Here is a 21357-nt window from a genome sequence, read left to right on the forward strand (position 1 = left end):
TATGTTAAATTAAAAACACTTTTTTAGTCCTGCAATTGTTGAAATTTTAGGAGAACGATCCTTAATTTTATGATATTAAAACGGCTTTTTGATAAAAAATTAAATTATCATTTTAGGCGCCAGGTTATCGTTAAATATTTAAAAATTATGATTATATTTGCACTTCGAAAACTTTGATATAAAAATGAGCACAATATTTACATTATTCATGATCCTCATCATGATTTTGAGTATCTTACTAATCATCATCATTATGGCCCAAAATCCTAAAGGAGGAGGCCTTTCCGGAACATTTGGCGGAACATCACCGGCGCAGTTCGGTGTTCAGCGTACCAATGATTTTATGGAAAAAGCAACTTGGACTTTAGGAATTATGATTGTAGTTCTTATTTTATTAAGTGTAGTCCTGACTGCAAAACCAACTCAAACGATTCAGCAGGCACCTGCAAAACGTGAAGCACCTGCTCCACAAACTGCACCAGGAACCAATAATTCTGTAACAATGCCAATTCCACCAGCGGAAACTAAGTAGGAGAAAACACCTTTATAATAATAGTAAAAGAGATACATGAATTTGTATCTCTTTTATTTTATCTTAATTTTTTCGATGGTATGCCGAAATTTTAATCCTGCTGATAAAAAAAGATATTGCAAAGGTTTCCGCTTCTTATAATACTTATCTATGAAAATTTGCATTGCACCGTAAAAGCGATTCAAATATTCGACATTTCTCACCGTACTTTCTCCTTTATGATGTAAAATTGAAGATTGCCCATAATACCAGTTTTTATAGTTGGCTCTTAATAACGAAAAGCAAAGATCAATATCTTCACCATACATGAAATATTTTTCATCTAATCCGCCAACTTCACCATAAATTTCTTTCTTAACAAGTAGAAAAGCACCCGTCACTACTTCAACTTCTGCGATTTCAAATTCATCGATATCATTTCGGTAATAAGATTTCCTCTTATCATTTTTGAAATTAATAAAAAGTTTATTAAAAGAATTCAATAAATCAGGAACAGAACGTTTACTTTCGGGTAAAAACTTGCCTTTTAAATTATGCATCCGAACACCCAAACACCCAAAATCTTCTTTAGAATCAGCGAAAACTAAGATTTCTTTCATGCAAAAATCTTCAAATTCCGTATCTGGATTTAAAAGCAGTAGATATTCACCTTTAGCATGCCTTGCCGCTTTATTATTAGCTTTTGCAAAACCCTCGTTGCGTTCTGAAGTAATAAAATGTATTGCAGGGAATTTGTTAACTAATTCTCTCCACGATGTATCGGTAGATTGATTATCAATAACAAATACCTCATAATCAACATCGGTAACGAAGGTTTGTATGGAGAATAGACATCTCCGAAGAAATTCGGTTACATTATAATTGACAATAATTATGGATAACTTCATTTGCCTATCGACTTTAGATATCTGTTGCGGCCCAGTCTAAAAAGAAATTTCATTTTATAGAAGATAAAATATAAAATGTATTCTAGGTGATTGATTCTCCTCGATTTTAAAACCTCTTTCAAATTTTTCTGAAAACCTTTTTCCATTTCAGTTAAATTTGCAGAAAGTCCTGAAACACCAAAAGTTCTTTTTCCAGCACCTGTAAGCACCAATTCTTCATTTACAATATACATTTTATTATGCTCGGAAATTTTTAACCAATAATTTAAATCTTCTGCGTACCGCTGCTTTTCATCAAAATACCCACTGTTCGTCAAAACTTTACGTTTAAATATTACCGTGGAAGGTTGTACTTCATTGCGAAACATTAATTTACGAAACGTAATGACAGCGAGATTATTTTCATCGACCTTATACGGAAATAATAGCTCTTGATTTTTCCGTCGGCAACCTAGAAAGTCTACGTCTAAATGTTTACTTTCTAAAATACTTATTTGCTTTTTTATTTTTTGGGGAAACCATTCATCATCAGCATCTAGTAAAGCAATATAATCGCCTGTGGCCACTCTTAAACCAGTATTTCTAGAATTGGAGACGCCGCCATTTTCCTGGTTGATTAATTGAATATTAATACCTGAATTTACCTTCGTAAAATTTTCAACTACTTGCCTACTATTATCGGTAGATCCATCATTTACGACGATGATTTCAAATTCACCATTCCAAGTTTGTTTTTTGATGGAATCTAAGGCCGTTGTAATAGTTTCTTCAGCGTTATAAAGTGGAATGATAACTGAAATCACTGGCAAAAATTAGGTGTTGTGGTGAATATGTAAAACTAACGAATTTTTTGCAGCAATTAATCTTTTTCACTGTACGGCAAACGATTTTGTATTGATCTTCCTAAAGAAATCTCATCTGCATATTCCAGTTCGTCACCTACAGAAATTCCCCGTGCAATCGTCGAAAACCGGACGTTATTATTTTTAAATTTTTTGTAAATGAAATACGCCGTTGTATCCCCTTCCATTGTAGCGCTCAGCGCGAAAATTAGTTCCTGCACCAATCCTTCTGCAAGTCTTTTTTCAATAGAAGAAATATTGAGTTTAGCCGGTCCAATTCCTTCCATGGGCGATATTTTACCGCCTAAAACCAGATATTTTCCACGAAATTTACCCGTGTTTTCAATCGCCATTACGTCGCGAACATCTTCAACCACACAAAGTACTTCATCGGATCTTTTGGTATTGGCACAAATTTCACACACTTCAGAATCCGAAAAATTATAGCATTCGCGACAATATTGAATTTCTGTAACCAATTTTTTTAAAGAATCACCCAAAGCAATTGCTTGACTGCCAGGTTGTTTTAAAAGATGGAGCGCTAATCGCAAAGCAGATTTTTTTCCTATGCCGGGCAAACCGGAAATTTCTTCCACGGCTTTGGCTAAAACTTTACTCGGATATTCCATTTCACAAAAATAAAATTAAATCGTCCAATTTCCAAGTCCCGTTCATTTTATTATCTTTAAAAAAAATATAATTAAATGAAGAAATTATTTCTCCTTGCCAGTTTTTCACTTTTATTTTCTTGTACAAAAGAAAAAAACATAGCGGAAACTGCAGAAGTAAAAACAGATTCTATTTTGATAGTACAAGATTCTGCAAGTACTACCGAATCTCAAACAACTAATCAAATTAATTTAGAAACCTTTGGATTTCCGGCGGAAGTGAATGGCTGTTCGTGCTATTTCAGTAAAAATAAGGCAGACTTTCAGGATGAAAAATATGTATATATTGATGATTATGGTAATAATGCATTTCTAAAAATAGACGGAAAAACCATTAAAATTCCAATGAAAGAAGGTGATTTCGATCCTGAAAATTTCAGTAAGATGATTAAAAATGATGAAATTACAGTGACCATTAAAGGTAAAAAAGTGAAAGAGTTGGAAGAAGTGATGATGTTTGAAGGAACAATGACCGTGGAAAATAAAAAAGGCGAAAAAACTGTCACTCCAATTTATGGAGAATGTGGTTGTTAAATAGTCTTAAAATCGGATATAATGCGCTTTTGAATCTTTCAAAAGCGTTTTTTTATTTGTATTTTTGAGGTAAATAATATTTAAAATGGAATTATCACAACTAGAACCACAAATCGTCTGGAAGAACTTCGCAGCGTTAAATTCGGTTCCGCGCCCTTCTAAAAAAGAGGAACAGGTTATTGAATTTATAAAAAATTTCGGCGAAAAACTCAACTTAGAAACTACGGTCGACGAAGTGGGCAACGTTATTATAAAGAAACCGGCAACCAGCGGTATGGAAGACCGAAAACTAATCGTGCTTCAATCTCATCTCGATATGGTTTGCCAGAAAAATAACGACGTGAATTTCGATTTTGAAACGCAGGGAATTCAGATGGAAGTTGATGGCGATTGGGTAAAAGCAAAAGGAACGACTTTAGGTGCCGATAATGGATTAGGCGTCGCGTCTATCATGAGTATTTTGGAAAGCAGTGATATTCCTCACCCCGCCTTGGAAGCGCTTTTTACCATTGATGAAGAAACTGGGATGACGGGTGCAAAAGGTTTAAAACCTGGCCAATTAGAAGGTCAAATTTTATTGAATTTAGATACGGAAGAAGATGACGAAATCGATATCGGTTGCGCCGGAGGAATTGATGTCACCGCTTCTCAAAATTATAAAGTGGAAGATTCCAATGGTCAAATTGTAAAAATCACCGTGAAAGGATTACAAGGCGGCCACTCTGGAATGGACATTCACAAAGGTTTTGGGAACGCCAATGTAATTTTAGGAAGACTTTTGTATACAGGACTTTACAATCAAAATATTCAGTTAATTTCTATAGATAGCGGCGGTTTACGAAACGCAATTCCACGCGAAGGCAATGTGGTTTTATCTGTTCGCAATTCCGTAGAATTTATCGAAGATGCCAATAATTTAAAGGCGGAAATTTTAGAAGAATTTGCTGATATCGAGAAAGATCTGCAAATTAATATCGAAAATTTCTCAACGCCTGACAAAGCAATTTCAGAAGGAGATTCTAAAAATATCATTTTAGCGTTGAAATCAGCACACAATGGCGTGTATAGAATGTCTCCGGATGTGAAAGATTTGGTAGAATCTTCAAATAACATCGCAAGAGTAGAACTTCAAAATGGAGAACTGAAGATTTTAAATCTTTCCCGCTCTTCAGTTGAATCTTCTAAAAATTCAGTTGCTGAACAGTTAAAATCGGTGTATGAACTTGCAGGGATGGAAGTTGAATTTAGTGGTTCTTACCCAGGTTGGAAACCGAAACCCGGTTCTGAAATCGTAAAAATAATGGAGAAAATTTATGAAAGAGATTTTGGGTCAAAACCTGCTGTAGTTGCCTGCCATGCTGGACTTGAATGTGGAATTATCGGTGCTAATTATCCTGAAATGGAAATGGTAAGTTTCGGTCCAACCATTAGAGGTGCTCATTCGCCAGATGAAAAAGCCAATATTCCTTCTTTGCAGAAATACTGGGGATTTTTGAAAGAAATTTTAGCAAATATTCCTGCGAAGTAATATTCAATAAATCAGTTGACAAAAAAACAAAATACGCCCGCCGTATTTTGTTTTTTTTTAGGTCTAAAGTCGATTTGATCATATCTAAAGTATCGAATAAACGCGGTGTATTTTCAACATGCCAACAATACTTTTTATCGTGCAAGAATTACATTACCAAAATAGGAAAATTTAAAATTTTGATCTGATTTTTCTATCAGATTGCCTTTCGTTGCGCTTTTTCTTTCACAGAAGAGAACGAATAATTATATCAAACTAAGTAATTTAGGTGACAAAATTTTTCTACATGATCAATCGAACGCCGCCCAAATCGGCAACACGATAGCTGAATCGGTCACTTGGTGAAGCAATAAACATAAAGTTTTTCGGAATTGCCCATTTCTGAGAAAGTTCCTCAATTAAATCCGGCGTAAATTCACCAATAATTTCTATAAATTCAATATCTATTTCGGGATAAGCGCGGTCTAAAACTTCAATATCAACTTTCAATTTTTCATTGTCCTCTCCCGGTTTCATAACGTTCACAATCTTAATTTTCTTCGTGGTTTCATTCTGTTGCACATATTGCATCACTTTATTTAAAATCGAAACATCATCTCTTTTCGTAAAAAATACAAACTCCTGAGAATGCACTTTGAAATACATCTGTCTCAACTTTCGATTTGAAAGCACCGAAAGTTTTCGCAATGGACGGAAAATCGAATCAACTCCAACCAGTAATGCGGAAATAATAACGGATCGATTCAACATAAATAAAACCACCAAAAAGGCTGGAACCAAGTAGTAGATAAACGTTTTAAAAGAATTCGGATTCAAAATTAAATTTCCCCAAAATCCAATGACAATAAATACAATTGCGACAAGAACAACAAAAACGGGAGCATATTCTGGACGGGGCAACCTTTTTCTTTTGATTTTCAATAGCAAGTTACCAATTCCAAAAAGTGCCATTACCGATAGAAAAGAGAAGGTGTAAACTCCGGCTAGCGAAGTCATCACGCCATTCGTCGCCATTAAAACTGATACACACAATAATAAAAATCCAATTGCAATCCTGTAATGCGAACCTCTTTTATTCTGTTTAAGGAAAAAATTTGGTAAAATTCTATCTAAAGTCATCCGATTGACCAAACCCGAAACTCCAACAAACGAAGTCAGTACCGCTCCACAAAGCACCAAAACGGCGTCAACAGAGATTAAATATCCCAACCATTTTCCACCGGTAATTTCGCCCATATACGCCAATAATGATTCCTGATGTTCACCAACTGATGCTAACGGTAAAACAAAAATAATAATCAATGCGATTAAGGGGTTGAAGAAACTTACCACCGCCCACATATTGCGCAAAGTTTTCGGGAAAACACCGACTTCCTGCTCTTCGACAAAGTTGGCAGAACTTTCAAAACCAGAGATCCCCAACATTGCAGCAGAAAAACCCAGAAATAAAGCACTGATAATTCCCCCCGATTTTACGGGTGTTGTCCAGTTTAGATGCATGGTTTCAAATCCTGTATTGGCAATAAACCAAATACCGGCAATCACCAAAATACTTAACGAAACTAAATGGACTAGAAATATGACAACCGCAACAATCGCAGATTCGCCAATACCTGCAATCGTAAGCAAGGTAAAAATTACCAAGACTATAACGGTGGCAATCATGACGTTCATTCCCGGCAAAAGATTATGCAGATAATGCATAGCCTCTGAGCCGGAAAGTACCGCTGTTGCCATATAAGATAACACGGTCAAGGTAGCTGCAAAAGAAGCAACCCTTTTAGACGATGTATTTAGCAGAACATTGTATGCTCCACCATTCAGCGGCAAAGCACCAACGACTTCCCCATAAATTTTACGGAAAAGAAATAGAACTAGAGCTACAACGAGCAGAGAAATCCAGGCATATTGCCCAGCGTACATGATGGTCAGTGCAGAGACATAAAGACAAGACGAGGCAATATCGTTGCCTGAAATTGCAGTAGACTGCAATTCATTAAGCTTTTTATGGACGGACTTTTCCATTGCGTACATTTGTTAGTTTACTTTTTTCAGCGATAATCTGAGTGTTGGTCAGTAAATTAAAGCTGCCAATTTTTCGGTCTTTCAGTGATTTAACTCCTGTAAAAAAAGTAATAGTTGATTTTTTCATATGTAATTACATTTATAAATTATTGATGTTTAAGAATCTTCCCTAAAATGGAGATTCTGACTTTGAAATTTTTTTCGAAAGTTGTTGGGACTTTCTTCGGTGATCTTTTTAAAATATTTACCAAAATGTGATTTATCGGAAAAGCCGAGTTCGAAGGAAATCTCAGTAACGGACAAATCAGTATTTAAAAGCAATCTTTCTGCCTCTAAAATCACCCGGTTTTGTATTAAATTCTCGGCAGAAATATCTAATTTTTCTTTCACCAGCGCATTAAGATAATTTGCAGAAATAGCCAAATACTTGGAATAATCTGAAGTTCTTTTTAAATCTTTAAAGTGAATTTCGATCAAATCTTTAAACTGCTCGATGTAAGAATTCTTTTTATTTGTTTTAAAATTAATGTAGTCGGGATTATTGGTTTTTCGAATGTATTTCAGCATCGAAACCTTTAACAGAAGACAAATAATCTCTTTATTTAAAAGTGCGGAGGTTTTAAATTCACCCTTAATGTCCGCAATTCCTACTCGGAAATTATTGAACTCACTTTTTGTAAAATCCATAACGGACGGTAAATCAGAAAAGGCTGTATCATTTTTTATTTTTCGATTTCCAGTATAAATTAAATTATAAAAAGACCGCGTAAAAAGAACCGCTTCGCCTTTAAAACTTTCAACTTCCGAAAAACGGAAAACCTGATTATAATCCACAAAAAATACCCTGTTTTTTTTCAAGTCATGAACTTCGTGATCGATCAGCAGTTTACCCGCGCCACTTTCTACAATCAACAAAGTGTAAAACTTTGTTTTAAAGGAATTCCGGACAGAAAATAAGGTAGCTAAATCTTTCAGCGTCAGTACAATAAACTCACCGTCCAGCGAAAATGGATGTTTTAATGAATTTATTGTGATTGCATTGATTACTGAACTTGCCATAAAGAGGTACATTTCATTACATTACCAAAGGTAAAACAAACCATTTTAATGAGACGGATAAAATTTTATTAATGTTAAAAAGGAGTGTTAGAAATGTCCGCGAAAATTTAATTTAAACAGATAAAATGATTGGATCCAGCTCCATATGGTGCAATATCCGAGTCTACTTTCTTATCCACGTAATCTGAATTCATGGCGCGGAGAACTGCCATATAATTCATGCTGAAATTGATGGTATCACCAACTTCCAAGTTTTGAGAATTTTCGCCCAGATCTAAAATCAACATATCGGAACTTGCACCAATAATTTCTATTTCGGGAATTAATGCTTCGATATCTTTATGATCAATATCCAGCAATCCGATATCTACAATAGCACGGAGCGACGATTTTCCCTTTTCTTCTTCAGAAAAAATGGGTGTCTCACCTGTTAGATTAGTACCCGCAGTTCCGGAAGGAATGGTTGGTTTTTCCTGCATCTCGATAATTTCCGCGGTTAGCGTAAAAACATCGTGATACATACCGGTAAGCAAAGAATCTTTGTAAACATTAGTCCCAAAAAACAAAGTTTCCCCCACACGAAAATGGTTAATTCCAAGCGGAACTTCACGACTGAAAATAAGCGGAATCGTCACAGAGGAACCACCAGAAATATAAGGAATCTTCTCACCAGAATTTTCTTCTACAATTTCTTTAAAACGGTTCAGCTTGATGAGTTTTTTCTCATCTGGCAAAATTCCATTTAGGCAATTAAGATTGGTGCCCAAACCCACAACTTCAATATTTGGCAAGGCCAAAACCTCATCGTAAAAAGACATGAGATTACGCGCCATAATTCCTTCACGTAATTCTCCCATTTCTACCATAAGAACTACTTTGTGAATTTTATTCTGCTTCACGGCTTCCTCTGAAAGCACTTCTAAGGTTGCCAACTCGGTATTAAAGCTGACATCTGCAAATCGAACAATACTTTCTGCCAAACGTTTTGCCGGCGGTTTTATATAAATCGTCTGCGTTTTTGGCGAAAGTTTTTTTATGGTTTTCAGATTGCTAAGCCGGGAATCACAAATTTCTTTGTCACTGATATTCAGAAGAACCTGTAGAAATTTTTCGTTGCCACAAAGCATTTTTGCGACAATCGCCCACTCGATTTTATTCTCCTGAAAAAGTTGATCCAGAACCTGAAAATTATGACGGAGTTTTGTTGAATGTAAAGTAATATATGACATCTTATTTTTTTAATCTCATTTCGAGATATTTACTGGTAAAACCCAGGTTTTCGTAAAGAAATTTTGCAGGGTTGTCGGGTTCACAATGCAGTGCCATATCCCCTTCGGAAGCTTCGATTGCATCTTGCATCAGTTTTTTACCGATTCCCTGTCCACGCAGAATTCTATCAGTGGCGATATAAACCAAGATATTTTCCGGAATATAACTGTCCATGCCTGTTTTATTGACAACTACTGCACCTGCAATCTTTTGCGTCATGGTATTAAATGCGCTAAGGACTACTCCGCCAGGTTTATTATTTAAACCAAACGCGTAATCCACTGCCTTCTCAATATCAGTTTTTGGATCACCATATTGCTCCAAACTTTGAAAAAGAAAATCAATGATATCTGTTTTGGTACGCTCGTCTGGAATATTCTCTGGTGTGTACGTATTAATCTTAATCATATTTTTTTTATTTTTATCCGGGAACCGGTAAGGTTACATCATAACCCAAAATGGGTTCATTATCAATCTTAGCCACTTTTGATTTTACAATGAAAAGAGGAACATCGGTCCCATTAATTATTTTTTTAAAGAAATTTTCACCCATAAAAGATTTCCAGGAATTTTCGTCCTGATCGGCGAGCAATATAATATCGCTCTCTTCATCCTGTGCTGTTTCTACGATTACGTTGGCACTATCTACGCACAATTTAAATTCCGAAACACAATCTGCTGACTTCAACTGCATCACTTTTCGCATCTCGATATATGATTTTCGAACCTGCGCGATACCATCGGCATCTGCAACGCCTAATAAATTAATGCCACCCTCGTTTTTTTGAGCCAGTAAGAGGGACAGTTCTGCTTTCTGATCCAATTCGTTTTCGACACGTACCGGAAAAAGAATTTTCTTAAATGTAGATTTCTTAAATGTTTCAGGCACTAAAAGAACGGAACAGCTCGAGTATTGCAGCACGTTATATGAGTTAGATCCCAAAATAAATTTCTTCACATCCTGTCTGCCAGAGGTTCCCAAAACCACCAAGTCGATATCTTCATCATGAATGATCTCGTTAATACTGTCGATGAGACCCTGAGTACTGATGAGGGTTTCGATCTGCAGATTGTATTTTTCCTGAAAAGTTTTTTTTATCTCTTCCAGTTTTACCTTCGCGAGGTCGATGGATTGCTGTACCGTTTCAGATCCAATAATTTGTTTACCACCACGGTCCACAAGATAATAGGTATGTACAATGTGGGTAACAATTAATTTTGATTCATGGCGACCTGCCATTTCTGCAGCCAAACGCAAAGCGTTATCAGCTTTCGCAGAAAAATCGGTCGGAACTAATATATTCTTAATTGTGCTCATGTCGGTCGGATTTTATTTGATACTGCAAAAATACGGCTTACAGGAGCAAAAGTGTGGATAAAAAAAACTGAGTAGTGGTACTAATTATCGAATGGGAAGGTGTATTTGATACAATAATTAAATTTTTAAGTACATTTTACACTAAGATTATATAATCGAATATATTATTTAAAACATAAATCAAGGTTGTGATTGAATTTTTACCTTTGAATAGAAATTGAAATTCTTGACGTATTCAATTTTTAAGAAGTCGGATTAAATGCCAATTAAACTTTTAATAAAAATCAATAGCATGGCTACAAAAAACACAAATGAAGCGCTTTTTCAAATTTTAGAAGATCGTTTTAACGCAAATATGCATCGACATGAAAATCTGAAGTGGAAAGAAATTCAGGAAAAACTTACAAAGTATCAAAAGAAGTGCGATTCTCTGCTTCAAATGGAAGAAAGTGGCGGCGAACCCGATGTCGTTGGAATGAATTCGAAAACAGGTGAATATCTTTTTTATGATTGTTCTGCAGAAAGTCCCAAAGACCGACGAAGTTTTTGCTATGATAAAGCCGCGCTGGAGAAAAGAAAAGAAAACAAACCCAAAAATAACGCAGAAGAAGCGGCAAAATCGATGGGAATTGATATTCTAACCGAAGACGAATACCGACATCTACAAACGTTAGGAAATTTCGATACAAAAACATCAAGTTGGCTGAAAACTCCGGAGAAAATCAGGAAATTGGGTGGTGCTATTTTCGGTGATTTTCGCTACGACACCATTTTCATTTATCACAACGGAGCAGAATCTTATTACGCATCGAGAGGTTTCCGCGGCGTTTTGCGGGTTTAAATTCATGAAATATGGTTTATTTTATACTCCCGTTTTCGGAAATATAAACTCAACATCTATCTAAAAACGAAATGGTTCCTAAAATATAATTTAAGGAACCATTTTTTATTGTTCGAGGAAAAAACATTCTAAATGTTCAGTCCACCTTCAATGCCGCCATCTTCAGTTTTACTACCTGTAACTGCGGCAAAGACCATCTTCGCCATGGCAAAAACTTTATTATCCTTCGTTTCATAATAGTAACCGTCCTGCGCTTTTACGCCAATGAGGGTAACTTTTGGATCATCTTTTACGTCAAACCAAGCATTGGCAAAATCGGACCAATACTTGTCGATAAGGATTTTATCAGTAGTGATTTTTGCGGAACCTTTTACAAATACATATTCGTAAGAAGAATTGTTCATGAAATACAACTGCACCGCTGAATCTTGCATGATGTGCTCGTTGTGCTCACTTTCTGAAGAGCTGATAAACCACAAAACGCCGTCCTCATCTACTTCCTGCAAACTCATGGGAACGCTGTGCGCATCATTTCCTATTTTCGTGGTAAAGAAGCATGTTCTGGCTTCTTCAGCTAACTCTTTTATTTTCTTAATGGCCGAATTGCCAGATAAATCCTGATGTGGTGATTGTGCCTGTCCCATAATTTTAAATTTAAATTAATAATGTTTGTGTTCTGTAAAGTGCAAGATTTTCTTTGATTTGGAATAATAAGAAAATGACTTCTAAAAGTGGCATCAAGTTTTAGTCCAAGCACCTAGCAGTTTCAAACATTTATAAGAGTTTAATACTATTTGTACAGAAATTATAAAAGATTTACGTTTCGGGAAAAGAATTAATCAATAATGCTAAGCGTTTTTTCATCTTCTTTACCCTCGTAAAATTTATCCAAAGCGCTGCTGAAAATCCTAAATTTTTCTGTTGAAAAAATCTTTTCATTTCTTGAAACAGTAAAACTGAATAAAGTAAGACAGGATTTAAATTTCATAAAATCCGGATACCCAAAAATCTCTTCCGCCGATTTTCCCTGAACGTCATGGACCAATATTGAAGTCAGTGTGATCAATCTTTCACCCAAAACTTCATGCTGAAGGTAAGCCTCTGCCTCTTCTACAGTCTCAATTTCAAATTTTCGTGCAATGTCCGTTTTGCCCAAACCTTTAATCTGGGGGAAAATATACCACATCCAATGCGTGGTTTTTTTTCCATTTTTCATTTCCTGCATGGCGTCATCGTAGGAATTTTCCTGTGCTAAAAGGAAACGGTCTAAATTTTCTTTCATTTTGAATTTTAAGTTTAAAAATGATGTTTGAAACTCCTCTGAAATATTACTAAATATAGGGTGCTTTTCTTTAATAAATATCAATATTTCTACTACATATTTTTAAAAATAATAAGATATTAAGATTTTAAAATTAGTAAATTCTCTATAATATTTCTGTGCGAATTTGGTTAGAGAACCGAGCGGTAATGGTTATCTTTGCAAAAATTTCGAAATAAAAATTCTACTAATAGATGTCGCTATCCCTTTTTAATCCTTTCAAGGATATGATTTTCGATGAACAGTTCTGTTTTCTTACGGGAGATTTAACTACCGAAAAAATGACCGTTTACCCGCAGTGGTTGATGAACCATTTTAAATTTGGAAAAGATAGAATTGAAATGATGGATAAATCAAAATCTTATCATTATGAAAATCTTCAGTTGCCGTGTTCACCCCGCGTGAAAAAAGCTTTTGAAGCGTTAGAAGAAGAGGTACAAAAAGCCTACGAAAAGGGGTACGAAGGAATGGCTGCCCTTGATGAACAAATCCTCTTTCTATGGTCCGGTAGAATGGTGTACGGAATGTTATATTACGAAATGCAGTACGAATATGGAAGATTGATGAAACGGGGCGAAAATTTTGATTTGTCAGCGGCGCTTCGGGAGCGATTTGGCAATTTTCATCTCATGATGCAGTCTATCGTGGAACCGGTTTCTTTTGTAGGAAAAAAACCGTGGAGCATTGCTGTATTTCCTCTGAAGTATTCTGAAGATATTTTCAGTTACCGCGACGATACCATCAATTTATTGTTCCAGTTTGGAGTCAACGGCTTTGGTTTTATTGCTTGTCTTCAGGATAACGGCATCATCGGAGAAAAAAACAAAGATATTCTGGAAAAAATGCACGGTCATGTTTTGCACCCGCTTCAGTTTGAGGAACTCTTTGCGAGATTTCATTACTCCGATTATATATTGCAGTACAAAGCAGAATATAAAATTGAAGAGCGCGCGAATGCCATTACGATAGAGGCAATTCCTATTGTGGCCACTGCAGAACGACCTGTTTTCGGATTTTGGGACGAAGACATCTTTGCCCAACTTCTGTCGAATTATTGGTCGGTATACGGAATTCAGAGAGAAGACATTTTGAAGTTTCAAAAACCACCGCTCAGCTTTTTAGAAAACCCTTATTCAAAGGATTTTATTCTTCCGGAAAATATCGATTTGCCATTTTAACTGAAGACGTGAAAATGTTGTGTCAACGTTGGACTTTCCTTTAAATATAAGGGTTAAAGAGTAGAGAAAAATTTTAAAATTCAGAGAAAGTCAAACTGTACCTTCTAATTTTCTTCGGATTGATTCGCCTGCTTTTCTACATACAATTTATTGACGAGTGTCATCACAATGGCAACAAGAGGTGTAGCCAGTAATACCCCCCAAAATCCCGCAATGACACCCATTGCAACCTGTCCGAAAACCAGTAAAGCTGGTGGAACACTCACCATTTTTTTCTGAATTAAAGGTTGTGTGACCGCACTCTGTACGATCTGAATTACAGTATAAAGTCCCACGACGAGTAGTGCGGTATTCGTGTCCTGCATTAACGCTAACAATGCTGCCGGAATCAGGGCAATCAATGGCCCAAAATTCGGAATAAAATTTAATAAACCTGCGACTAGCGCTAAAGTTAAAACCAGTGGCATTCCCAGAATCCAAAGCCCTAAACCTGTTAAAACCGCAATGAAAAAGAACCCAAAAATTTGACCTTTTAACCAATTTTTCAGCACTTGATGCAGCTCATCCCATAAATTTTCTGCAGTTTCTTTCCCTTTCGTTGGAACGAGATGAATGACTCCTTTTCGATAAACTTTTGGACTTGCGGTAAAAAACAGACCCAACAAAACGACAATATAAAGATCACTTAATATCCCAAAAGTGGAGGAAAAGAAAGATTTTATGGTAGAACCGGCTTTTCCGGAATTCAGAGAGTTGGCCGAATAATTAAGAATTTTTTCACCCAACGGTTTTTCTGAAAGCCAACTTTTCGCATGTTCTAGGGTCTGCGGAAGTTTATCGGAAAGTTCGTCAACTTGAGAATTTAAACGCGCACCAACGAACCAAAAGAAAAGTCCGACAATCAGTATATTAAGCGTCACCGAAAGAATAAGCGCGTACGGAGAACCTATCTTCAACTTCTCCTTAAAAAAATCTGCACAGCCGTGAAAATAAATACTCATGAGTACGCCCGCAAGAACTAAAAGCAGAAGATTTAAAAGGGTCCCGAATAAATAAGCGACCAAAACAATCACGAGTAGAATTCCGCCCGCAATCCAAATTTTATTTTGGAAATCACTATTTTTTGAAGGAGTAGAATGTTGATCCATTTAACTTTTAATTTTACTTTTAATGCTAGTAAAGTTAGAAACCACTATCGTAAAGGTAGAATATTTGAAATATATGGCAATATTAAAAATGAAATTTTAGATGTGATTTCAAACTTATTTCGTGTATTAAATAAGGAGAAGAAACAGTAATCAATAAGCATTAAATCGAAATTAATAGTGAAATTAGACGTAATATCTAAAGGTAATTTCCCATAATACGCAATCATATTCTACCAAAGTAAAGCGTTTTTCCGATCCAGGTCCATTTCCAAAAACCGCGAACACAAAGACGACTACCCTCTTTAATTTCAACGTTGGCATCCCAGATTCTTCCGCTCGAGCCATCATAAATTTTACCATTTTCATACCGCTGGTTTTCTGTATTGAAGTGCAAACCTTCCAGAATATCCATCCCGATAATCTTTCTGTGGCGCAAATTGATATCAGGATTGTAAATATCTACACGGGAGTTCAATGGCGAACCGCCTCCCAGTCTTTCATCAAACCAAATTACCTTCGCCCTGAAAGCGTTTCCTTCCTTATAAACATTCACTTCAACACTTTTATCAGTGGCCATCCATTTCCCCAGAATCTCATCTTTCGTATTCTGGCAGAAGACATTCAGAAAAGCAGAAAACATTAATATTACAGATAATTTAATGCGCATTTTTGGTTGATCAAAAATTATAAACATAGACCAAACCGGCCTTGTGATTCATATACATGGGCGTGAGCGTAAAATTCCAGCCTTTTTTAAGAAATACCTTATCGTATAATAAGTAAGAAAGCTTCGCTGAAGCGATCCCAATTCCAGCACCTGCAACCACATCTCCCAGCCAATGTTTGTTATTATACATTCTTAAAACTCCCGTTGCTGTTGCAACCGCATAACCTGCATAACCAATCCAAGGCGAGGACTCTTTATATTCCTGCCGTAGAAATTCAGCCGAGGCAAAAGCAATTGCGGTATGACCTGACGGGAAAGAATTAAAACCTGAATGATCCGGTCGTTCTTCTTTGGTAATTTTCTTTAGAGGAAAAACAAAGGCGGTCGTAATGGCGATGGTGCTGCCGTAAATTAAAGCAGCATCTTTCCAGTTGTGTTTCCCTTCTACTCCAAAAGCGTTTAAGGCAAAAACCGCAACTCCCGGCGAAAACTGCGTGAAATCATCATAGTTGGAATGAAATAAGGGATGATCTTCCTGAAGTTCATCTTTTGTGCTTTGATTCAATTTCGGACTTGCCAGAGAAATAAATCCATAAGTAACCATAGCGGCTGGAATGATAAACTGTTTTACTTTTATTTGAGTTTCAGGCAATCTTGCAACTTCCTGCAAAGAATCCTTCTGCGCAAAGCCATATTGAAAACTAAAGAAAAACAAGCATAAAAAAAACTTTACAATCGGTGCTACCCTATTTCTCTTAAAAATTACTTTCATCAGAAATGAATTAAAAATTAAAAAAAGGCAATCAGAATTATTGATTGCCTTTAGATTTTATTAGTCTTTTTCAACTTTTAAAGTTTGGAAATTTCCATTATGATCAAACAGAAGATCGCCTTTTTTAACTTCGGCTTCATAGATTACAGAGCCGTCTGCTTTTACGATTTTTGCAGCTTCCTTAATGGTTCCGTATTTTTTTTGAGCAACATAAGAAACTACATTTTTAGGCAATTCTGTAACTTTTAAAGAAGTTTCAGTTTCCTCTTTCATCCCTTTTGCATTGTACGTAACCGACACATCCTGGTTATTTAGTTTGAATTCTGCTTCATACGTTCCGTGTTCATCGTCCCATTTCACTTTGTTTACTTTCGGATAATCCTTTTTAAATGCATTCTTGACTGCTACAGGAACTTCATCTCCTTTTGTCATTTGCTGTGCCGTGATTGTTCCTGCTCCGAGTGCGAAAATAATTGATAATACAATTGCTGACTTTTTCATAATAATAAATTTTATAGATTAGGATTGAACTTCCGTCAATCTCTACTACAAAATTGCCGTGCTAATCTGTGGAGATTCTGAATTTATTAGAGATAAAAAATATTTAACATTTATTTGTGATGCTACTTAATGAGATAGGTGATGTATCATGCATTACTATTTTAGTTTCTTTTAACCCTAAAATAATGTCTGTTTTCTCTGAAAAAATAATCTAGATTTAAATCGAAAGACCGCGCAATTTGTTTTGCAATTTCTAAACCTAAACCCGTACTGTTTTCCTGACTGTTCTGGCGTTGAAATCTTTTAAATAATTTTTTCTCGTCTAAAGCACGATGTTCTGCCAGATTAGAAATTACAAATTCATCTTTATTAAAGTTAAGTTCGATTGTACTGCCAACCGGAGCATATTTTAAAGCATTCAGCATTAAATTTCCGACCAGAATTTCCGCCAAACTGAAATCCATAATAACTAGAAATGGCGTAGACCAATTGGTTTCTAACTGAAGATTTCTAAATTTAATCTGTTCCTGATAATTCCTTAAAAACTGGTCAGCAATCTGATTGAGATTCACTTCCTGAATATTATTAAACTGTTTATTTTCAATTTTAGAAAGTAAGAGCAGTGATTTATTTAACCGTGTCATTCGGGAATTCGCGAGCGAGATATCATTCAGAATCTCTGACTGTTGCTCCGAAATCGGTTCCGTCTGCCAAAACAGTTCGATATTGTTCTGAACAATCGCCAAGGGAGTTTGAAGTTCATGAGATGCATTTTCTGTAAATTCTTTTTGCGCCTGATACACTTTCATATTCGTGGCAGAAAGTTTATTTAAAGAATCATTTAAATCACTCAATTCATCGATTCTGGTTTTTTCTAAATGGAGACTTTCGGTATCATCAACTCTGAAATTTTTAAGTTGATCTAAAGTTTCATAAAAAGGTTTCCAGATGTTTTTTTTAATTATTGAATTGATGAAAAGTAAAGTTAAAGTGAGCAAGCCAAACATCGACAGTAAAAGATAAAGAATGCTCTTCAAAAGATCTTCTGTTTCAACCAGCGATTCGGAAATCTTTACATTATAGAAAGAGGATGAGGTTTTTAAAGGAAACTGCAGCACGCGGAAAGATTCTGTTTCTTTCTCCTCTTTATTGTAAATATTTTCAGTAGAAATTCTCTCCTCAACTTGATGAACAGGATCTTTCTCGATTGTAATTCCTTCCTGAAAACTGATCACGTTTCCATTCGTTAAATTTTCTAACTTTTCTGTAATTACGCTTTGACGGTCTTTTAAATGCTCATCAATATTATGCGTTAAAACATTTTGGATGACCAAATAAAAAACGGGAATTGAAATAAGCATCACCAAAAGAGTAACACCTATATACCGCAGGGAAATGTAATGCGTCAGTTTCATACGGAGTTTTTTATTGTTTTTAAGGTCATATTTTATCGCCTATTTTTATAGCTTTTTTATTTACAAAAGGTCAATCGCGATTTCATTTCGCTTCAATTTTATAGCCCATTCCGTAAACTGATTTTATACAATCCTGCGCACCAACGGAAGTCAGTTTTTTCTTAATGTTTTTGATATGTGCATAGAGAAAATCAAAATTGTCGAAATATTCGATATTGTCTTCTGCGATGTGTTCTGCAATGGCGTTCTTGGAAACGATCTTATTCTTATTAACGGCGAGATAAAGGAGAATATCATACTCTTTTCGTGTAAAATCGATGGGTATATTTTTAAAGGAAATAATTTTCGAATCAGCATCAATTGCCAAATCATTAATTTCAATTACTGAACTTCCTTTAAATTGTCGCCGTCGAATAACCGAAGAAATCCTAGCACCCAATTCTGAGAGGTGAAAAGGTTTGGGTAAGTAATCATCAGCACCGAGATTCAGGCCTGTAATTTTATCATCTAAAGAATTTTTTGCAGAAATAATAATCACGCCGTCGGCTTTTTTCTCGTTTTTTAATAATTGTAAAAGATGAAGACCGTTTCCATCGGGTAAAGTAATGTCGAGAAGAATACAATCGTAGTCGAACAATTCCAGTTTCTCTTTGGCGCTTTCAAAGTTTTCGGCAAGTTCACAAGTGTACTTCTCGTTCTTTAAATAAGATAAGATGCTTTTGCTGAGTTGCTTTTCGTCTTCGACGAGTAAAATTTTCATTGAAATTTTTTAGAAAAGTAAATTTAAATACTGAATTAAAACTGAATTTTATTTTTAAAGATGCAAACTTTAAAGGACGTAAAAATATTAATAAATTACACCAGCAGAAAAATTCCTCAAATCTCTAAAATCACCCCACTTTTAAAACCCAAATGCTCCCTGTTCTGAACATATCCGAGTTGATTGGTCACCATTTTTGTTTTGCCAATTAGGAAATCTTCGGCGTTATAATGATGATGACCGTAAATCCAATACTCAATTTCATTTTCCTGGATGAAGCCTGATAATTCTGTAGCAAATGCCTCATTGATAATGCTCCCTTCGTATTGCGGCGGATAATTCAACAAGGTTGGGACGTGGTGCGTCACTACTATTTTCTTTGAATCGTTTTGTTCCGAAAGGACACGTCGTATAAAATCGACATTTTCTTCAAATAGATGGTTAAAGTCGGTTGCGTTAAAAAGGTTTTTACCTTTTCTTATTAATTTAAAATCATACAAAGCTTCCTCGATCTGACTTGCATTTTCGGGGGAGATCGCAGACCATAATGTAGAAAAAATAAGTTGTACGTCCCCAAAAGATTTCACGGTGTTATTCAAAAGAAAAATGTTCTCCTTAACTTTTTCTTCAAAACTTCCACTTCTATCGTTAATATCACTTTTATAATATTCATGATTTCCGGGAAGCCAAAACACCGTTTTAAAATGATCCGACAAATAGGTCAGGAAATCCTGATGTCTGTTCATATGCGAAAAGGGCATAATATCTCCGGCCAAGATCAACACCTCAGCAAGAGGTTGAAGGGGATTTTTTACGAGAAAATCTTTATTGTCAGCAAATTCGAAATGGAGATCAGAGCAATACTGGATTTTCATAACTACATTCTTAATGTGAGGTTAAATTAGTAAATTGTACAGACGATTCGACTAAAAAATAATTAGAATTGTATTTAAAGCAAATATTTATTAAAATTTATCCTTAAAATTGCTTCACATTAATTAATTTTGTACCTTATCAGATAATCTAAAAATAAAACAAAATATATGGCGGATTCTTTCTCCAAAAAAGAAAACTTTAAGAAAAAACTTCAAAAACAAAAAGAAAAAGCAATGCGTCGTGAAGAACGCAAGGAAAGTAATGACAAAGGAAAAGGTCTAGACGACATGATTATGTACGTAGATGCCAACGGTCAGTTTACGAGTACACCTCCGGACAAAAGGAATGATGAAGATTTTGATTTGGGTAATATACAGCTAGGCGCGGCGCCGATTGAAGCTGAAGATCCTATTAAATCAGGTATCGTTACTTTTTTCAGTGAAAAGGGTTACGGTTTCATCACCGAAGATAAATCGAAAGAAAATATTTTCTTCCATAGTAATAATTGCGAAGAGATGATCAAGAAAGGGAATAAAGTCGCTTTCGAAGTAGAAAAATCTCCCAAGGGTTTATCTGCAATCAACATTAAGTTAGTTAAATAACAGATTTCTAAAAAGCTTCAATCGAAGCTTTTTTTGTGACTTGATATCGCGTTCAATTCATTTTGAAAAGTAAGCATTTTGCACTACTCGCGCGGAAAAGAAGGAGCAGCGGTTTCAAAAGTCAGAACATTAACAAATTAGAAATTCAATGACCACCTTAAGAGCTTCCTATTATTAATCTCGCCGGTATTTTGCCCTCGAAAGTATTTTTTCCTCTTCTCTTTCAATAAGAAGGTGGGCTATAATTTCGGCCGACCGCACTTTCGTCTCCTTATTTTTAGCCAATTTTATTTTTAATTTCTGTTCAGAAATATCCACGCGATAAAGAATACTCAATAAGCGGTTAAAATCATTTCGAATCAAATCATCAATGAAGCTCACCAAAATTTCAAACTGGTCTGCATCTGACTGGGCGGATGCAACCGCTTCAATCTGCAGATTTTGAACGACTGTCGTAAGCGCTTTGGTGTTTTCCATTGGGTACTAAATTTACGTAAAATTCTTTTTTACGACCTTGAAATTGAAAGATGTTTTTATTTTTATAATTTTGAATGATTGCTAATCTATTCAAAACTGCTATTTTCCCTCGAAATATTTCATCCATAATCATTTTG

At 35.5% G+C, this 21357-nt stretch carries 25 protein-coding genes; 6 read left to right on the plus strand and 19 right to left on the minus strand.

Going from position 1 to position 21357, the window contains the following annotated elements:
- Window positions 1-184 precede the first annotated feature (184 nt).
- Entirely contained in the window at window positions 185-532 is a 348-nt protein-coding gene (gene secG, locus LC814_RS03645) for a preprotein translocase subunit SecG (protein ID WP_226065002.1), read from the plus strand.
- 53 nt (window positions 533-585) lie between these two features.
- On the opposite strand, the gene LC814_RS03650 is transcribed toward secG, so the two are convergent.
- Genes LC814_RS03650 through recR form a run of 3 tightly spaced genes read right to left on the minus strand, consistent with a single transcriptional unit; the run spans window position 586 to window position 2890 of the window.
- Window positions 586-1419, minus strand: a complete 834-nt coding sequence (locus tag LC814_RS03650; protein ID WP_226065003.1) for a glycosyltransferase family 2 protein — start codon at window positions 1417-1419, stop codon at window positions 586-588.
- The gene (locus tag LC814_RS03655; protein WP_226065004.1) at window positions 1416-2222 is read right to left on the minus strand and encodes a glycosyltransferase family 2 protein; all 807 of its coding nucleotides are present in this window, start codon (window positions 2220-2222) and stop codon (window positions 1416-1418) included. Before LC814_RS03655 ends, LC814_RS03650 begins: the two co-directional genes overlap by 4 nt.
- Window positions 2223-2278: 56 nt before the next feature.
- Entirely contained in the window at window positions 2279-2890 is a 612-nt protein-coding gene (gene recR, locus LC814_RS03660) for a recombination mediator RecR (RefSeq protein WP_226065005.1), read from the minus strand.
- Between the two features lie 75 nt (window positions 2891-2965).
- On the opposite strand from recR, the gene LC814_RS03665 reads away from it, so the two are divergent.
- Window positions 2966-3463 carry a hypothetical protein gene (locus LC814_RS03665; protein ID WP_226065006.1) on the plus strand — a complete coding sequence of 166 codons (498 nt, stop codon included), beginning with the start codon at window positions 2966-2968 and terminating at the stop codon, window positions 3461-3463.
- Window positions 3464-3548: 85 nt separating this feature from the next.
- Entirely contained in the window at window positions 3549-4991 is a 1443-nt protein-coding gene (locus LC814_RS03670; RefSeq protein ID WP_226065007.1) for an aminoacyl-histidine dipeptidase, read from the plus strand.
- Window positions 4992-5273: 282 nt separating this feature from the next.
- Here the strand turns inward: LC814_RS03670 and LC814_RS03675 are convergent, their stop codons facing one another.
- The 6 genes from LC814_RS03675 to LC814_RS03700 all read right to left on the minus strand — a co-directional run bounded on the left by LC814_RS03675 (window position 5274) and on the right by LC814_RS03700 (window position 10662).
- Window positions 5274-7016: an APC family permease gene (locus tag LC814_RS03675; RefSeq protein ID WP_226065008.1), complete on the minus strand. Its 1743-nt coding sequence runs from the start codon at window positions 7014-7016 to the stop codon at window positions 5274-5276.
- Window positions 6997-7143 (minus strand): hypothetical protein, encoded by a 147-nt coding sequence (locus tag LC814_RS03680; RefSeq protein ID WP_226065009.1) that lies wholly within the window; start codon window positions 7141-7143, stop codon window positions 6997-6999. The genes LC814_RS03675 and LC814_RS03680 overlap by 20 nt, the downstream gene beginning before the upstream one ends.
- A 29-nt stretch (window positions 7144-7172) precedes the next feature.
- Entirely contained in the window at window positions 7173-8075 is a 903-nt protein-coding gene (locus LC814_RS03685) for a helix-turn-helix domain-containing protein (RefSeq protein WP_226065010.1), read from the minus strand.
- A 107-nt stretch (window positions 8076-8182) separates the two neighbouring features.
- Window positions 8183-9304, minus strand: coding sequence for an alanine racemase (locus LC814_RS03690; RefSeq protein ID WP_226065011.1), 1122 nt, complete (start codon window positions 9302-9304; stop codon window positions 8183-8185).
- A gap of 1 nt (window position 9305) precedes the next feature.
- Window positions 9306-9752 (minus strand): GNAT family N-acetyltransferase, encoded by a 447-nt coding sequence (locus LC814_RS03695; protein WP_226065012.1) that lies wholly within the window; start codon window positions 9750-9752, stop codon window positions 9306-9308.
- 13 nt (window positions 9753-9765) lie between these two features.
- On the minus strand, window positions 9766-10662 hold the full coding sequence (locus tag LC814_RS03700) for a universal stress protein (RefSeq protein WP_226065013.1): 897 nt from the start codon (window positions 10660-10662) through the stop codon (window positions 9766-9768).
- A 292-nt stretch (window positions 10663-10954) separates the two neighbouring features.
- On the opposite strand from LC814_RS03700, the gene LC814_RS03705 reads away from it, so the two are divergent.
- Window positions 10955-11503, plus strand: a complete 549-nt coding sequence (locus tag LC814_RS03705) for a DUF4256 domain-containing protein (protein WP_226065014.1) — start codon at window positions 10955-10957, stop codon at window positions 11501-11503.
- Between the two features lie 128 nt (window positions 11504-11631).
- On the opposite strand, the gene LC814_RS03710 is transcribed toward LC814_RS03705, so the two are convergent.
- Together LC814_RS03710 and LC814_RS03715 are read right to left on the minus strand one after the other, a co-directional pair.
- Window positions 11632-12147: a pyridoxamine 5'-phosphate oxidase family protein gene (locus LC814_RS03710; protein ID WP_226065015.1), complete on the minus strand. Its 516-nt coding sequence runs from the start codon at window positions 12145-12147 to the stop codon at window positions 11632-11634.
- Between the two features lie 191 nt (window positions 12148-12338).
- Window positions 12339-12785, minus strand: coding sequence for a DUF1810 domain-containing protein (locus LC814_RS03715; protein ID WP_226065016.1), 447 nt, complete (start codon window positions 12783-12785; stop codon window positions 12339-12341).
- 233 nt (window positions 12786-13018) lie between these two features.
- On the opposite strand from LC814_RS03715, the gene LC814_RS03720 reads away from it, so the two are divergent.
- Complete coding sequence (locus tag LC814_RS03720) at window positions 13019-14002, plus strand: hypothetical protein (protein ID WP_226065017.1); 984 nt, start codon at window positions 13019-13021, stop codon at window positions 14000-14002.
- A 104-nt stretch (window positions 14003-14106) separates the two neighbouring features.
- On the opposite strand, the gene LC814_RS03725 is transcribed toward LC814_RS03720, so the two are convergent.
- The 7 genes from LC814_RS03725 to LC814_RS03755 all read right to left on the minus strand — a co-directional run bounded on the left by LC814_RS03725 (window position 14107) and on the right by LC814_RS03755 (window position 20140).
- Complete coding sequence (locus LC814_RS03725) at window positions 14107-15150, minus strand: AI-2E family transporter (RefSeq protein WP_226065018.1); 1044 nt, start codon at window positions 15148-15150, stop codon at window positions 14107-14109.
- Between the two features lie 223 nt (window positions 15151-15373).
- Entirely contained in the window at window positions 15374-15817 is a 444-nt protein-coding gene (locus tag LC814_RS03730; protein WP_226065019.1) for a DUF2147 domain-containing protein, read from the minus strand.
- 10 nt (window positions 15818-15827) lie between these two features.
- Window positions 15828-16589, minus strand: coding sequence for a phosphatase PAP2 family protein (locus LC814_RS03735; RefSeq protein WP_226065020.1), 762 nt, complete (start codon window positions 16587-16589; stop codon window positions 15828-15830).
- Between the two features lie 60 nt (window positions 16590-16649).
- On the minus strand, window positions 16650-17090 hold the full coding sequence (locus tag LC814_RS03740; RefSeq protein ID WP_226065021.1) for a PepSY-like domain-containing protein: 441 nt from the start codon (window positions 17088-17090) through the stop codon (window positions 16650-16652).
- Window positions 17091-17251: 161 nt separating this feature from the next.
- On the minus strand, window positions 17252-18505 hold the full coding sequence (locus LC814_RS03745; RefSeq protein ID WP_226065022.1) for a sensor histidine kinase: 1254 nt from the start codon (window positions 18503-18505) through the stop codon (window positions 17252-17254).
- Between the two features lie 82 nt (window positions 18506-18587).
- Entirely contained in the window at window positions 18588-19265 is a 678-nt protein-coding gene (locus LC814_RS03750; protein WP_226065023.1) for a response regulator transcription factor, read from the minus strand.
- A gap of 116 nt (window positions 19266-19381) precedes the next feature.
- Window positions 19382-20140 (minus strand): metallophosphoesterase, encoded by a 759-nt coding sequence (locus tag LC814_RS03755; RefSeq protein ID WP_226065024.1) that lies wholly within the window; start codon window positions 20138-20140, stop codon window positions 19382-19384.
- Window positions 20141-20308: 168 nt separating this feature from the next.
- Here LC814_RS03755 and LC814_RS03760 point away from each other — a divergent pair, with 168 nt between their 5' ends.
- On the plus strand, window positions 20309-20743 hold the full coding sequence (locus LC814_RS03760; protein WP_226065025.1) for a cold-shock protein: 435 nt from the start codon (window positions 20309-20311) through the stop codon (window positions 20741-20743).
- 174 nt (window positions 20744-20917) lie between these two features.
- Here LC814_RS03760 and LC814_RS03765 read toward each other — a convergent pair whose 3' ends face one another.
- On the minus strand, window positions 20918-21220 hold the full coding sequence (locus tag LC814_RS03765; RefSeq protein ID WP_226065026.1) for a hypothetical protein: 303 nt from the start codon (window positions 21218-21220) through the stop codon (window positions 20918-20920).
- Window positions 21221-21357: the final 137 nt, after the last annotated feature.

Origin of the sequence: Kaistella polysaccharea (genome assembly GCF_020410745.1) — a bacterium.
Classification (GTDB): Bacteria; Bacteroidota; Bacteroidia; order Flavobacteriales; family Weeksellaceae; genus Kaistella; species Kaistella polysaccharea.

Bases quoted from the DNA above. Each gene is read 5' to 3' on its own strand.
- secG (WP_226065002.1), top strand. From the start codon at position 185: ATGAGCACAATATTTACATTATTCATGATCCTCATCATGATTTTGAGT.
- LC814_RS03690 (WP_226065011.1), bottom strand. From the start codon at position 9,304: ATGTCATATATTACTTTACATTCAACAAAACTCCGTCATAATTTTCAG.
- LC814_RS03720 (WP_226065017.1), top strand. From the start codon at position 13,019: ATGTCGCTATCCCTTTTTAATCCTTTCAAGGATATGATTTTCGATGAA.
- LC814_RS03675 (WP_226065008.1), bottom strand. From the start codon at position 7,016: ATGGAAAAGTCCGTCCATAAAAAGCTTAATGAATTGCAGTCTACTGCA.
- LC814_RS03705 (WP_226065014.1), top strand. From the start codon at position 10,955: ATGGCTACAAAAAACACAAATGAAGCGCTTTTTCAAATTTTAGAAGAT.
- LC814_RS03650 (WP_226065003.1), bottom strand. From the start codon at position 1,419: ATGAAGTTATCCATAATTATTGTCAATTATAATGTAACCGAATTTCTT.
- LC814_RS03735 (WP_226065020.1), bottom strand. From the start codon at position 16,589: ATGAAAGTAATTTTTAAGAGAAATAGGGTAGCACCGATTGTAAAGTTT.
- LC814_RS03750 (WP_226065023.1), bottom strand. From the start codon at position 19,265: ATGAAAATTTTACTCGTCGAAGACGAAAAGCAACTCAGCAAAAGCATC.
- LC814_RS03725 (WP_226065018.1), bottom strand. From the start codon at position 15,150: ATGGATCAACATTCTACTCCTTCAAAAAATAGTGATTTCCAAAATAAA.
- LC814_RS03755 (WP_226065024.1), bottom strand. From the start codon at position 20,140: ATGAAAATCCAGTATTGCTCTGATCTCCATTTCGAATTTGCTGACAAT.
- LC814_RS03730 (WP_226065019.1), bottom strand. From the start codon at position 15,817: ATGCGCATTAAATTATCTGTAATATTAATGTTTTCTGCTTTTCTGAAT.
- LC814_RS03665 (WP_226065006.1), top strand. From the start codon at position 2,966: ATGAAGAAATTATTTCTCCTTGCCAGTTTTTCACTTTTATTTTCTTGT.
- LC814_RS03765 (WP_226065026.1), bottom strand. From the start codon at position 21,220: ATGGAAAACACCAAAGCGCTTACGACAGTCGTTCAAAATCTGCAGATT.
- LC814_RS03680 (WP_226065009.1), bottom strand. From the start codon at position 7,143: ATGAAAAAATCAACTATTACTTTTTTTACAGGAGTTAAATCACTGAAA.
- LC814_RS03740 (WP_226065021.1), bottom strand. From the start codon at position 17,090: ATGAAAAAGTCAGCAATTGTATTATCAATTATTTTCGCACTCGGAGCA.
- LC814_RS03760 (WP_226065025.1), top strand. From the start codon at position 20,309: ATGGCGGATTCTTTCTCCAAAAAAGAAAACTTTAAGAAAAAACTTCAA.
- LC814_RS03715 (WP_226065016.1), bottom strand. From the start codon at position 12,785: ATGAAAGAAAATTTAGACCGTTTCCTTTTAGCACAGGAAAATTCCTAC.
- LC814_RS03745 (WP_226065022.1), bottom strand. From the start codon at position 18,505: ATGAAACTGACGCATTACATTTCCCTGCGGTATATAGGTGTTACTCTT.
- LC814_RS03670 (WP_226065007.1), top strand. From the start codon at position 3,549: ATGGAATTATCACAACTAGAACCACAAATCGTCTGGAAGAACTTCGCA.
- LC814_RS03700 (WP_226065013.1), bottom strand. From the start codon at position 10,662: ATGAGCACAATTAAGAATATATTAGTTCCGACCGATTTTTCTGCGAAA.
- recR (WP_226065005.1), bottom strand. From the start codon at position 2,890: ATGGAATATCCGAGTAAAGTTTTAGCCAAAGCCGTGGAAGAAATTTCC.
- LC814_RS03685 (WP_226065010.1), bottom strand. From the start codon at position 8,075: ATGGCAAGTTCAGTAATCAATGCAATCACAATAAATTCATTAAAACAT.
- LC814_RS03710 (WP_226065015.1), bottom strand. From the start codon at position 12,147: ATGGGACAGGCACAATCACCACATCAGGATTTATCTGGCAATTCGGCC.
- LC814_RS03695 (WP_226065012.1), bottom strand. From the start codon at position 9,752: ATGATTAAGATTAATACGTACACACCAGAGAATATTCCAGACGAGCGT.